The sequence below is a fragment of the Pseudomonas sp. Pseusp21 genome (genome assembly GCF_059492145.1).
Genome location: NZ_CP168520.1, coordinates 1,113,203 through 1,125,540, shown reverse-complemented (window position 1 = coordinate 1,125,540; position 12,338 = coordinate 1,113,203). Strand labels below are relative to the sequence as shown.

The 12,338-nt window shown below is 59.5% G+C and carries 15 protein-coding genes; 9 read left to right on the top strand and 6 right to left on the bottom strand.

Annotated features, from left to right (window positions below):
• Positions 1-184 precede the first annotated feature (184 nt).
• The 3 genes from ACEN93_RS04815 (at position 185) to ACEN93_RS04805 (ending at position 2,531) form a co-directional block, all read left to right on the top strand.
• On the top strand, positions 185-1,132 hold the full coding sequence (locus ACEN93_RS04815) for an ABC transporter substrate-binding protein (protein ID WP_039766976.1): 948 nt from the start codon (positions 185-187) through the stop codon (positions 1,130-1,132).
• A 134-nt stretch (positions 1,133-1,266) separates the two neighbouring features.
• The gene (locus ACEN93_RS04810) at positions 1,267-2,166 is read left to right on the top strand and encodes a polysaccharide deacetylase family protein (protein WP_074688681.1); all 900 of its coding nucleotides are present in this window, start codon (positions 1,267-1,269) and stop codon (positions 2,164-2,166) included.
• Between the two features lie 122 nt (positions 2,167-2,288).
• The gene (locus ACEN93_RS04805) at positions 2,289-2,531 is read left to right on the top strand and encodes a DUF1652 domain-containing protein (protein WP_011334667.1); all 243 of its coding nucleotides are present in this window, start codon (positions 2,289-2,291) and stop codon (positions 2,529-2,531) included.
• Positions 2,532-2,534: 3 nt separating this feature from the next.
• On the opposite strand, the gene ACEN93_RS04800 is transcribed toward ACEN93_RS04805, so the two are convergent.
• Entirely contained in the window at positions 2,535-2,897 is a 363-nt protein-coding gene (locus tag ACEN93_RS04800; RefSeq protein ID WP_039766972.1) for an NUDIX hydrolase, read from the bottom strand.
• Between the two features lie 197 nt (positions 2,898-3,094).
• Here ACEN93_RS04800 and ACEN93_RS04795 point away from each other — a divergent pair, with 197 nt between their 5' ends.
• The gene (locus ACEN93_RS04795; RefSeq protein ID WP_039766970.1) at positions 3,095-3,283 is read left to right on the top strand and encodes a hypothetical protein; all 189 of its coding nucleotides are present in this window, start codon (positions 3,095-3,097) and stop codon (positions 3,281-3,283) included.
• Positions 3,284-3,342: 59 nt separating this feature from the next.
• Here ACEN93_RS04795 and ACEN93_RS04790 read toward each other — a convergent pair whose 3' ends face one another.
• Positions 3,343-3,582, bottom strand: a complete 240-nt coding sequence (locus ACEN93_RS04790; RefSeq protein ID WP_007950501.1) for a hypothetical protein — start codon at positions 3,580-3,582, stop codon at positions 3,343-3,345.
• A gap of 177 nt (positions 3,583-3,759) precedes the next feature.
• On the opposite strand from ACEN93_RS04790, the gene ACEN93_RS04785 reads away from it, so the two are divergent.
• Entirely contained in the window at positions 3,760-4,095 is a 336-nt protein-coding gene (locus ACEN93_RS04785; protein ID WP_039766968.1) for a hypothetical protein, read from the top strand.
• 64 nt (positions 4,096-4,159) lie between these two features.
• Here the strand turns inward: ACEN93_RS04785 and ACEN93_RS04780 are convergent, their stop codons facing one another.
• On the bottom strand, positions 4,160-4,708 hold the full coding sequence (locus ACEN93_RS04780) for an RrF2 family transcriptional regulator (RefSeq protein ID WP_074688679.1): 549 nt from the start codon (positions 4,706-4,708) through the stop codon (positions 4,160-4,162).
• Positions 4,709-5,044: 336 nt separating this feature from the next.
• Between ACEN93_RS04780 and ACEN93_RS04775 the strand changes: the two genes are divergently transcribed.
• Positions 5,045-6,250, top strand: coding sequence for an NAD(P)/FAD-dependent oxidoreductase (locus tag ACEN93_RS04775; RefSeq protein WP_085667588.1), 1,206 nt, complete (start codon positions 5,045-5,047; stop codon positions 6,248-6,250).
• Positions 6,251-6,301: 51 nt separating this feature from the next.
• Here the strand turns inward: ACEN93_RS04775 and ACEN93_RS04770 are convergent, their stop codons facing one another.
• Positions 6,302-6,580 (bottom strand): Rho-binding antiterminator, encoded by a 279-nt coding sequence (locus tag ACEN93_RS04770; protein ID WP_495611133.1) that lies wholly within the window; start codon positions 6,578-6,580, stop codon positions 6,302-6,304.
• Between the two features lie 241 nt (positions 6,581-6,821).
• On the opposite strand from ACEN93_RS04770, the gene ACEN93_RS04765 reads away from it, so the two are divergent.
• Positions 6,822-7,427, top strand: coding sequence for a DUF6338 family protein (locus ACEN93_RS04765; protein ID WP_039766964.1), 606 nt, complete (start codon positions 6,822-6,824; stop codon positions 7,425-7,427).
• A 142-nt stretch (positions 7,428-7,569) separates the two neighbouring features.
• Here the strand turns inward: ACEN93_RS04765 and ACEN93_RS04760 are convergent, their stop codons facing one another.
• Positions 7,570-8,469: a LysR family transcriptional regulator gene (locus ACEN93_RS04760; protein WP_039766962.1), complete on the bottom strand. Its 900-nt coding sequence runs from the start codon at positions 8,467-8,469 to the stop codon at positions 7,570-7,572.
• Between the two features lie 121 nt (positions 8,470-8,590).
• On the opposite strand from ACEN93_RS04760, the gene ACEN93_RS04755 reads away from it, so the two are divergent.
• Both ACEN93_RS04755 and ACEN93_RS04750 read left to right on the top strand, forming a co-directional pair.
• The gene (locus ACEN93_RS04755; RefSeq protein WP_495611132.1) at positions 8,591-9,958 is read left to right on the top strand and encodes an MFS transporter; all 1,368 of its coding nucleotides are present in this window, start codon (positions 8,591-8,593) and stop codon (positions 9,956-9,958) included.
• A gap of 24 nt (positions 9,959-9,982) precedes the next feature.
• Positions 9,983-11,257 carry a glucarate dehydratase family protein gene (locus ACEN93_RS04750; RefSeq protein WP_103386931.1) on the top strand — a complete coding sequence of 425 codons (1,275 nt, stop codon included), beginning with the start codon at positions 9,983-9,985 and terminating at the stop codon, positions 11,255-11,257.
• 42 nt (positions 11,258-11,299) lie between these two features.
• Here the strand turns inward: ACEN93_RS04750 and ACEN93_RS04745 are convergent, their stop codons facing one another.
• Positions 11,300-12,184, bottom strand: coding sequence for a LysR substrate-binding domain-containing protein (locus tag ACEN93_RS04745; RefSeq protein ID WP_011334658.1), 885 nt, complete (start codon positions 12,182-12,184; stop codon positions 11,300-11,302).
• Between the last annotated feature and the right edge of the window lie 154 nt (positions 12,185-12,338).

Here is a 12,338-nt window from a genome sequence, read left to right as displayed (position 1 = left end):
CGTATTTACGGGGGGTGACGCCGGTTTTGCAGGTTTGAAGTGTTGCAGGGAAAACACTGTGCCGAGCCACTGTTGCTCGGCAAACAGTGCAACTGGAAGGTGCTGAGCTTATGCGCTAATAGAATTTCAAATCTCATTTGTAAGAGCGTTATGGTCTATAAAAATCCCTTCTGCAGGACTCGCCATGAAGCTCTCACGTTTCCTACGCGCCGCGTTGACCAGCGCACTGTTTGCCACGCCATTGACCTACGCTGCCGAACCCTTGGTCCTGCACGTCGGCGACCAGAATTACTACAACATCCGCGCGTCCATAGAAGCGTCCGGCGTATTGAAGGACACGCCTTACACGGTTGACTGGAAACACTTCCAGGCCGCTGCTCCGTTGGCCGAAGCGTTGCAGACCGGGTCGCTGGATCTGGGTTTCCTGGGGGATTCGGGTTTTCTGTTTCTGGCCGCTAAACAAGCGCCGGTTAAGCTGATCGGTGTGTCACGACAGAATCCGGACACCATCGCGCTGTTGGTGCCCAAGGATTCTCCGGTGAAAACTATCGAGGACCTGAAGGGCAAAAAAGTCGCTTACTGGCCGGGTGCCTGGAGTCAGCAACTGACCTTGCGGGCACTGGAGCAGGGCGGTTTGCCGGAAAATTACGTCGACTTCGTCAAACTGATGCCAATCGATGCGGCGGCCGCGCTACCGCAAGGCAGCATTGACGCGTTCCCGGTATGGGAGCCGTACATTTCCCAGCAGATCGTTTTCTCCGGCGCCCGGCCGATTCTCACGGCGAAAAACCTGATGCCGGGCTTGAGCGCCATCGCCGCGTCTGCGCCGTCCATCGACAGCAAGCGCGAAGCGATCGCCGATTTCCTCGGACGTTTGAAGCAGGCCAGGGCCTGGGTCGACAGCCACACCGACGAGTACGCCGACCTGTGGGCGAAGAAGGCCAACCTCGATCAACAGGTTTCGCGGCACTGGTTGCGCCAGGCGCACATGACGGTCGGCCCGGTGGATCAGCAGGCTGCCGCCGATCTGCAAAGCACGGCCGACTTCCTGTTCAAGGTCAAGGCGCTGCCGGCTCCGCTGGCCACGGCCGGTATCATCGACAGCTCGTTTCAACAGGCGCTGGCGCGCTGAGCGAGCGCCGGAACCAAACCCTGTGTATCTTTATCCAACCTCGGCCCATCTCAATGGGTCGCAGGGAGGCAGCAGCGGCGAAGGAGTTTTGCCAATCGACAACATGACCGCAACGGTCGGGCTCAAGGCAAAACATGACACAGTGGTTCAAGCTTTTCTGTGCGATGGCGGTAGCCGTCGGGTTGGCCGGATGCATCGCCGCTCCCATCGAAATGACCGCGCAGACCGAAGCCCGGCTCAAGACTCAGGCGCCTGTGCGCTTTCTATTGACCTTCGATGACGGCCCCAGCGCTTCCAGTCTTTTCAACCCCACCGACACCGTACTCGACAGCCTCAAGGACAACCCGCTGCAACCGGGGATCAAAGCGGTGTTTTTCGTCCAGACCCGCGCACCCCGAGCGGGCAACAGCGAGATCGGTCGGCGAGTCATGCGCCGCGAGCACGCTGAAGGGCACATTCTGGGCTTTCACACCGCCACCCATTGGCACACCAATCATCGATTGCTCGATCCCCAAGAACTCGAAACCTCGCTGACCAACGGTTCGGCGGACATCGCGGCAATCACTGGCGCGCCGCCGACGTTATTGCGTCCGCCATTCTGGAACTACGACAAACGCACCTTCGCCGCCTATCAGCTGCACCATATGCAGGTGTTGCTGACCGACCTGAGCGCCAACGACGGCAAGATCTGGGGCTTCAACGCCAGCCCCCGGCGGCGGGCGAACATGCTGCGACAACTGTCGGAAGTCCGCGAACGGATTGCTCTTGGCGAACTGCCCACTGTGGACGGGGTGATTCCGGTGGTGGTGACCTTCCATGACCTCAACCGCTACACCGCGCGCCACACCCGCGAGTATCTGCAGATTCTGCTCGACAGTGCCGCCGCCACCGGCGTACGACTGGCAGGCAAACCGTTCTATGACGATCGCGCGGCGCTGGAAAAAGCTGCGCTGGCGCGCACGGTGCGCGAGTCGTCGAAACCGGTGAATCTGCCGGGAATATGGAACTGGATCTGGGACCATGACGCCCATTGAGAACCGCGATTTGAAGTTGTGAAGCGGTTGGCAATTTTTACACTGGGCGGCAGGGGCGGGGCAGTGAAAGCTCATCTATGCTGATCGGGTCGCCCGAGCCAAAGCCTGTGAGGCGTGCCCCCATGATTGCCATTGCCGACATTTGCCGCATCGTCGAATCCGGCTTTTCGCCGTTGTATTGCGACTGCACCGAAACGGCGCAGGGCCTCTTGCAGATCAAGGTTTACGAACCCGACAGCGGGCGTGTCGAGTTGCTGCTCAATGGTGTTTCTCCTGAGCATCTGGTCACCATTCGTGACATCTCCAATTTCATCGGTGAATTGCGCACGGAAATGAGCGCCGGACGCCGGGCGTTCGCCGGCTGAGAGTCAAAGGCGTCGTTGAAAGGCGCGGACGATGCTCAGCGTGGCGTCACTGACGTTCAGATTCTGCACCGCATCCAGCGGGTGCCAGAGGCAGTCGACGATCTCGTTCAGCGGGCGAACCTGCTCAATGTTCAGCACCGACGCCTCGTAGACGTGGTGGCGGGTGCTGCCGTTCTGCAACTCCATCAGATAAAGCATGTCATCGCTGTCCAGGCCGGTCTCTTCCTTGAGTTCTCGGGCGGCGGCTTGCGCGCGGGTCTCTCCCGGTTCGACGGTGCCCCCCGGAAGCGTCCAGCGGCATCTGGGTTTGCGCACCAGGAGAATGTGTCGATCCTGTTCGCATATGACGGTTGCTCGTACTTTCATGTGTTACCCGATTGCCGTTTGTCATAAATCTGTCATGAATTAGCAATATTTGGGCCGCTGCCGGTTTAGAGCTTCTGAGTGCCCGGCAGCGGCAAAAGTGCCGGAGACTTGACGCGGCTGCGGTGCGACGTCCGGTCGGCACGATTGCGCGTTGCGGGTGTAAGGTGCAAAAGTTCGTTAGAAGACAGGAGGTGCCTATGAGCATGGCGATGCTGAACAAAATGCACATGAATGGCTACGACGTACTCAGCGTGAACAACGGCCCGTGGCGGGTCTGCACGCAGGGTGACCGGCTCGCTTCGTTTGCCAGTCGCGAAGAAGCGCTGGCCTACGCCGCCGCACTGCCGGGGTACAAAAGCCGTGTACGCGGTCGCAAGACAGGCTGAAGGCCTGTGGAGAAAAAGCCCCGGATGTCCGGGGCTTTTTGTTGTGGACCGGGTGGGTTTCAGTGGACTTTGGTTCGGCTGATGGCGCGGGCTTTCACTTCCCGGGCATACAGTTGCAGGCGCTCTTCATCGCTTTGCAGCACCTCGCAGGATCGCAGGACCGCCTGGGCGTCCGCCTCGTTGCCCGACTGGCGCAATTGCTCGGCAATGCGCTTGAGGTCCACCGCCGACCATCTCAAGTCCGATGCCACGCTTTGCAGGTCACGTTGAAGTTCGTGTTCGTATTCATTGAGCCGCATGATCACCTCCGGAACATTCTCGGTAAAACAGAGTAGCCGCATTTTTTGGGAGTGGGGCAAGGTCATCTGTCGGTGAGCTGATTGGTCCGGTTTTCGAGGAGTACAGGCAGAGCGCTACGATGGATGTCCGAACAGTTACAGGTTACATTCGCGTTTTTTTCAGATGAAGGAATCACCATGCGGATGTTGATCGGGGGCATGCTGTTGGTAGCATTGGCCGGTTGTTCGTTGCCTGCGTCACTGGTGCCGGGCGAGCCGAATGTCAGCAAGACCAGCAACAAGACTCCCAAGGACTACGCCGCGTGTGTATTGCCGTTGTGGCAGCAGGACGTTGCCAAGACGTCCCAGACAGCGATTTCCAATGGCTACCGGATCACCGCGCCGAGCATCGTCACCGCTGACGAGATTCTCGATGTGGTCAAGTACAAGGACGGCAGCCGCGTTTCCCTGTATCAGGGGCCGCCGTGGGCGAAGTCCGGATCGTTGCGCAAAGCGGTGCGCGACTGCCTGTGAGGTCGAAATAAAAAAAGCAGAAACCGGAGATCGGTTTCTGCTTTTTTTTGCCTGCTGATCGAGCTCAGTCCGAGATGTCGGTGAGCGGAATGCCGGCGCCGCCGGTCTTCTTTTCCCGGCGATCCTGCATCCAGTCTTCCACCTGACTGTTGAACCCCGCCGGTGCCTTGCGCCCGACCTTTCTGGCGATGTCGAGGATGGTCTGCTGGGCGAGGGCTTCTTCCATGCGCTTTTGCGCGGTCATCATCGCGGCGTGAATCGAGCAGGTGCCGTCCAGCGCCCAGTCCGGCGGCGAGCCATCGAACAGCGCGCAGCGTCCGCGAATGTCCCGGCATTCGAAAATGTTCTTGGGACCATCGATGGCATTGACGATGTCGAGCAGGGTGATTTCTTCCGCCGGACGCGCCAGGGTGAAGCCGCCGCGCACGCCACCGGTGGATTCCACCAGCTTGCCTTTGGCCAGTTTGGTGAAGATCTTCGCCAGGTAATCCAGCGGCACCCCTTGCAGCTCTGCCAGGTCACGCACGCTGGCTTCACGACTGTCACCGCCGCTGCCCACCAGAAAGGCCAGGCAGTGAATGCCGTACTCGACCCCCGCACTGTAAAGCGACATAACTATCTCCGACTGTATTTGTCGCCGATGTTATCAGGGTTGTTCGTGGCAAACAAATCGAGAGCGCCTTGAGTGTTTGGCTATTAGGATCCCGGATTTCTTGATTTCAGCTGAATCAACGAGTTGAAGAGGGTGGCTCCGTTCAATCTGAGCTATCGAAGTTTTCGATGCTAATCATCACAAAATCTGACTTGTCGGATATAACGGCGACCAATACAGTCGCCGTTATCCGGTGAGCAGCCTTCCGCGTTCTTGAAAAATACAGACGTGTCCGCTCCCGATGATGTGAATCCTTCCACCTCATTCAGTGACTTGGCTTCGTGCCTGGAGAGAACAATGAAACAGCACATTCTGGTAATCGGCGCAGGTTTCGGTGGCATGTGGACGGCATTGAGCGCCACGCGTCTGGTCGACATTCACAATCGGGACAACATCGACGTAACCGTGTTGGCGCCGCAAGCCGAGCTGCGCGTTCGCCCACGTTTCTACGAGCCGAATGCCCACACACTGGCCGCACCACTGGGCGATCTGTTCGACGCGGTTGGCGTCAATTTCATCAAGGGCGCCGCGAACACCATCGACGTACAGGCGAAAACCGTGGGCTACACCGACGCAGCCGGTGCGCAACAGGTGTTCAGCTACGACAAACTGGTGCTGGCCTCCGGCAGCGGCCTGGCCCTGCCGGACACCCCGGGTGTGGCGCAATATGCGTTTGACGTCGACCAGATCGAAGCTGCGATCCGCCTGGAAAACCATCTGGATTCCCTGATCTGCCAGCCTGAAAGCCAGGCGCGCAACACCGTGGTCGTCGCCGGCGGTGGTTTCACCGGTATCGAAACCGCCACTGAAATGCCGGCGCGTCTGCGGGCCGTGCTGGGCGACGATGCCAATATTCAAGTGATCATCGTTGATCGCGGGCAAAAAGTCGGCGCGTCCATGGGCGAAGCGATCAGCGTGTCGATTGCTGAAGCTAGCGAAGAGCTGGGCGTGGAATGGCGACTGGGTGTGTCGGTGGTGTCCGTCGATGAAAACGGCGTGACCTTGTCGGACGGCCAGCGTATCGAGGCAAAAACCGTGGTCTGGACCACCGGTGTACGTGCCAGCTCCCTGACCGAGCAGATTCCTGCCGAGCGTGATCGTCAGGGCCGTCTGCACGTTGATGCCAACCTGAAAGTCATCGGCCAGGACGACATCTTCGCCACCGGCGACGTGGCTTACGCGGCCACCGACGATGTCGGCAACTTCGCCCTGATGACCTGCCAGCACGCGATTTCCCTTGGTCGTCACGCCGGCAACAACGTCGCAGCGCAGATCCTCGGGGTCGACCCAACGCCGTACAGCCAGCCGAAATACGTGACCTGCCTAGACCTCGGCGCCTGGGGCGCGGTGTACACCGAAGGCTGGGATCGTCAGGTGAAACTGGTCAAGGAGGAGGGCAAGTCGCTCAAGACCCAGATCAACACCCAGTGGATCTATCCACCGGCGGCTGACCGTGCCATCGCGCTGGCGGCTGCGGATCCGATGATCCCCGTCGTCGCGTAAACGGCGTGTTTAGAAAATCCCGCCCGGTTGATGCCGGGCGGGATTTTTTGTTCAGATTCCGCAAACCCCTCCGGCAAGGACCACCCGACCGAACTCGGCGTTGGTCTCCTGAGGTGTGATGGCGAGCAACTGGTCGAGGCGAATTTCCTGTTGCGCGCCCTGTTGTTCGATCACCAGAAATTCTTCTTTGTCACTGCTGGTCCGCGTGGTCACGGCCCGGGCCGTCAGACGCTGACCGTCGACCAGCTCGATGTCCAGCTGATAGCCGCGCAGGCAGGCGATTTCCAAGTAGTCGTGCAGATCACAGTTCAACGGCTGATAACGGGTCATGGCGTTACTCCTCGAAACCTTGCGCGATGATGAAACGATCCGGCTCGTGCATCAACCTTCATGCGGCGGTGTTGATGGCGGCAGGGAACGGCGCGGATCAGATTCTGCGGGAAGTGTAATGCGCGGTGACAGTTGATTGCGGGCTTTTTTCCCGCGAGCACTAGGCTTTGAATGCCGGACCATTACAGGCCGGGATTGCTGTTTTGGGAGGAGTGTTTCTTGATTCAAGGAGCGACCGATCATGGATGATCTGGTGAAGGAAGTGATTCCGCTTTTGCAATACCTGGTCCCGGGGTTTGTTTCGACCTGGATTTTCTACACGCTGACGGCCTTCAAGCGACCGGATACGTTCGGCCAGATTGTGCAGGCGCTGATTTTCACGTTTGTGATTCACGGGATGGTGCTGGGGATTGGGGCGGTTTGTGTGTGGGTGGGGGAGGAGGGGTTTTCCATAGGAAAGTGGGATGCGAAGGCTGAAGCGTCGTGGGCATTTTTTGCGTCGCTGGTACTCGGGTTGTTGGCCTGTTGCCTGTCAGCGAATGGCAAGTTACATGGTTGGTTGCGCAGCAGAAACGTCACGAAACAATCTTCCTACCCCAGTCAATGGTTCAGCGCATTTGCGAAATATGATCGCGTTATCACCCTGCATTTGGATGATGAAAGGCGCGTCCTGGGCTGGCCGGTGGACTGGCCACCCGAGTCAACCAGCGGGCAGTTTGTGATGCAATATCCCTGCTGGATCAACGAGGATGGAACGGAGGTGCCTATTAGTGCGGAATTTTTGCTGATAGATTCCACGAGGGTTAAATGGGTTGAATTCAGCCCTGTATCAGAGGGTTCATCATGACCGCCAGAGCATCACAACCAATACCGCCACATATAAAGCGTCTTTTTGTAGGGCCGGACGGAAAGCGGCTGGAGAAACCATTGATCGAGGCATCAAAGGCACCTCCACCGCCGAAATACCCTCCATATCCGCAAGCCCATTCCTAACCCCATCCATCCTTCACCGCCCGGCGAATGCCCTCCAGCAACATCGCAAACGCCGGGTTGTCGTTGTTCTCCCGCCAGATCAGATGCAGCTCGCTCTGCACCCCTTCGCCCAGATCGATCTCGCGAAACACCACATTCCTGAACACCACGCTGGTCGCGCAACGCGGCACCAGCGCCAGGCCCATGCCCGCATTGACCAGCGCCAGAATCGTCAGCGAAGACCCCAGCCATTGCACGTAATCCGGGGCGACCCGGGCCGAGCGCAGCATGCCGGTGAGCAATTCGTTGAACGGCGGATAGGCCGCGTGGGAATACATCAGGAACGGCTGCCCATCCAGATCCTTCACTGAAACCTCGTCGGCCTCGGCCAGTCGATGGCCGCTCGGCACCGCCAGCACAAACGGCTCACGCACCAGGCATTCGGTGGCGTAACCAGGCTCCAGCAACGGCGCGCGGACGATCCCCAGGTCGATGCGTCGGGCGCGCAAGGCCTCGTGTTGCTGATAGGTGTTCATTTCGGTCAGGTCGATCTTCACCTGCGGCTGCTTGAGGCGCGCCTCGGCGATGACCTTGGGCAGAAATTCATACACCGCGCTGCCGACAAAACTGATGTTCACCGAGCCGATATCACCCTCGGCAAAACGTCGGGCGGTGACGGCGGCCTGTTGTGCGCGTTCGAGCAGATTCTGCGCCTCGATGAAAAACGCCCGGCCGGCAGCGGTGAGCGCCACGCTGCGTGTGCTGCGGGTGAACAGGTCGACGCCCAGGTGATGTTCCAGTAACTGGATCTGCCGGCTCAGTGGCGGCTGGGTCATGTTCAACCGCTCGGCGGCGCGGCGGAAGTTGAGTTCGGTGGCGACAGTGGTGAAGCAGCGCAGTTGGGTCAATTCGAACATTGATCTAATCCAGGTATCAATCGAATGCCAAGTTAGATTAGACGGGATCAATCACCCCGTCCATGATCGCTCTACGCCTGAACAGGCCATCCCTACAAAAACAAAGATCGGGAGTCGCCCCTTGAATACCCTCCAGAGTCCGCCGGACATCACGGTACTCGCCCGCGCCGCCGCCAAGGTCAAGCGCCATGTGCTGCCGCTGTTCGTGGTGATGTTCATCGTCAACTACATCGACCGGGTCAACATCGGCTTCGTGCGCAGTCATCTGGAAACCGATCTGGGTATCGGCGTCGCTGCCTATGGCCTTGGCGCCGGTCTGTTTTTCATCGGTTACGCCTTGTTTGAAGTGCCGTCCAACATGCTTCTTCAGCGCTACGGCGCCCGCGCCTGGCTGACACGGATCATGTTCACTTGGGGCGCCGCCGCGATTGCCATGGCGTTCGTCAAGGGTGAAACCAGTTTCTACGTGCTGCGCTTCATTCTGGGCGCTGCCGAGGCCGGGTTCTTCCCGGGGATCATTTATTACTTCACCCAATGGCTGCCGGCCTCTGAGCGCGGCAAGACCATGGCGGTGTTTCTCAGCGGTTCCGCAATTGCTTCGGTGATTTCCGGCCCGGTGTCCGGCGCGCTGTTGCACATCAGCGGTCTGGGCCTGCACGGCTGGCAGTGGATGTTCCTGATCGAAGGCGCTGCGTCGGTGGTGCTCTGCGGGTTTGTCTGGTTCTGGCTGCAATCCCATCCGCGTCAGGCCAAGTGGCTGAGCGAGGAGGAGCGTGAAGCGCTGGTGACGGCAATCGCTGAAGAGCAGCGCGCCCGCGAAGCGACTCACGTCGCCAAACCATCGATGTTCAAACTGCTGGCGGACCGGCAGATTGCGCTGTTCTGTTTCATCTACTTCTCCATCGCCCTGACCATCTACGGCGCCACTTTCTGGCTGCCGAGCATGATCAAGAAGATGGGCAATCTCGGCGACTTCCAGGTCGGGTTGCTCAACTCCGTGCCGTGGATCATTTCCATCGTCGCGATGTACGGCTTTGCGGCGCTGGCCGGCAAGTGGAAATTCCAGCAGGCGTGGGTCGCGCTGACTCTGGTGATCGCCGCGTTCGGCATGTTCATGTCCACCACCGGCGGGCCGATTTTCGCCTTCGTCGCGATCTGTTTTGCGGCCATCGGCTTCAAGGCTGCTTCGGCACTGTTCTGGCCGATTCCGCAAAGCTATCTCGATGCGCGTATCGCAGCGGCGGTGATCGCGCTGATCAACTCCATCGGCAACCTCGGCGGCTTCGTTGCGCCGACCGCGTTCGGTTTTCTTGAACAGACCACCGGCTCCATAGAAGGCGGCCTGTATGGCCTGGCCGCAACTTCGCTGGTGGCAGCAGTAGTGATCTTCTTCGCCCGCATGGCGCCAGGCGCCAAAGGCAAAACCCCGGCAAAGCCTGAACCCGAAACTGCCGTTGTGCCGACGGCCAACCCGGTGGCGAGCCACTGATTTCGACTCAACAGGAGCGTCATTTTGAAAATCACTCGCGTAACCGTCACTCCGATCGCTTTCCGTGATCCGCCGCTGCTCAACGCCAGTGGCATCCATGAACCGTTCGCCCTGCGCTCGATCATCGAGATCGAGAGTGACAACGGCTACATCGGCCTCGGCGAAAGCTATGGCGATGCCCCGGCGTTGGCGATCCAGCAACAGTTGCAGTCGCAGTTGATCGGTCTCGATCCGTTTAATCTTAATCAGCTGCGTCGGATCGTTCAGACCACGGTTGCCACCCACAAACCGGCAAGTCTGGCGGGTGCCGAACTGGCGCCCGGTTCCCACGCCAGCAAGGCCGTCAGCAATGCGTATTCGGCGTTCGAAGTGGCGTTTCTCGACTTGCAGGCCCGTTACCTGAATGTGCCGCTGGTGGATCTGCTGGGCGGTGCGGTGCGCGACGAAGTGCCGTTCAGTGCCTACCTGTTTTTCAAGTATGCGCAGCACGTCGATTCACCGTACAAACCGGACAACTGGGGCGAGGCGCTGAACGAGCAGCAAATCGTCGCCCAGGCGGCGCGGATGATCGAGGCGTACGGTTTCAAGAGCATCAAGCTCAAGGCCGGCACGTTGCCGCCGGAGCACGAAGTGGCGTGCATCAAGGCGCTGAAAAAGGCCTTTCCCGGTTATCCGCTGCGCATCGATCCCAACGGCAACTGGTCGCTGGAAACCTCGATCCGCATGGCCGAGTTGCTGGGTGATGATCTGCAGTATTACGAGGATCCGACCCCGGGTCTCGACGGTATGGCCGAGCTGCACAAACGCACCGGGCTGCCGCTGGCGACCAACATGGTGGTCACTGACTTCGACGAGTTCCGCCGCAGCGTGGCGCAGAACAGCGTGCAGATTGTTCTCGCCGATCACCATTACTGGGGCGGCCTGCGTGACACCCAGACCCTGGCGAAAATGTGCGACACCTTCGGCCTCGGCGTGTCGATGCATTCCAATTCACACCTGGGCATCAGCCTTATGGCCATGGCGCACGTGGCGGCCGCCGTGCCAAATCTGGACTACGCCTGCGACACCCATTATCCGTGGCAGGAGCCGGATGAAGAGGTGATCAAGGGCGGCAAACTGCCGATCGTCGATGGCTGCGTGACGATCACGCGTGCGCCGGGCCTGGGGTTGGAACTGGATCACGATCAACTGGGCAAGCTGCATGACCAGTACCTGACCTGCGGCATTCGCCAGCGTGATGATGTGCGGCAGATGCAACGCTATAAACCTGACTGGAAAGCGCTGAAGCCGCGATTCTGATCGAGCAAAACCAGAGGGCGCCAAACGGCGCCCTCGATTGTTTCAAAGCGTGCGCATTAACCAGTCGCGAAACGCCTTCAGCGACGCCAGCGACTCATTGCGCGCCGGGTACACCAGGTAATAGCTGCGCCGGCTGCTGATCGGTTCACCCAGTTGCAATAGCTCGCCGTTGTGCAATTCATCTTCCACCAGAATCCTCGGCACCAGCCCGATGCCGATATTGGCGCGCACGGCCTGGATCAAGTGCGAGGTCATCTCGAAACTTGGGCCAATGCGCATGCTGCGATGGGGCAGGGCATGATGGCTGAACCACTCGGACCAGGCCTGAGCGTTGCTACTGACGTTGAGCAGCAGTTGCCCGGCGATGTCCTTGTCGGCCGCACGGCGTTCGGCATCGGACAGCTGCGCACTGGCGATCACCACCAGTTCTTCGGTGTGCAGGCGGTGAGCGGTCAGCCCCGGCCAGTCACCGCCACCGACGCAAATCGCCGCGTCGATTTCGCTGGTGTCGAAGTCGATCGTTTCGATGCGTGAATGCAGGTGCACAGTCATGCCGGGGTGGGCAGTGTAGAAATCCTTCAAGCGTGGCAGCAGCCATTTCGAGCCGAAGGTCGGCAGGGTCGCCAGGCGCAAACTGTGGATGCCAGAGCCAAACGCCATGGCCTGCAACGTCGCGCTGCGGATCTGGCCGAGGGCTTCGGACAGTTCGCGCTGATACATGCGCCCGACGTCGGTGAGAATCACCCGCCGGCCTTCACGGCTGAACAGGCGCATGCCGAGCATCTTTTCCAGAATCTGCACCTGCCGGCTGACCGCGCTTTGGGTCAGCGACAGTTCGTGGGCGGCGCGGGTGTAGCTTTCATGGCGTGCGGCGGCTTCAAATGCCAGCAGCAACGACATCGAGGGAGTGAGGGTTCGCGGATTCATTCGTTTTAGTCATGGATTGCGGGTCGATTTTACGGTTGTCCCGGCATCGCTCTGCAATGAACATAAGGCCTATGAGATGGCGGGAGCGTGACGCAATCATTCATTGCGCACAACTGTTCACCGCCACACGGCCCGTTTTTGACCGAGATTGCCC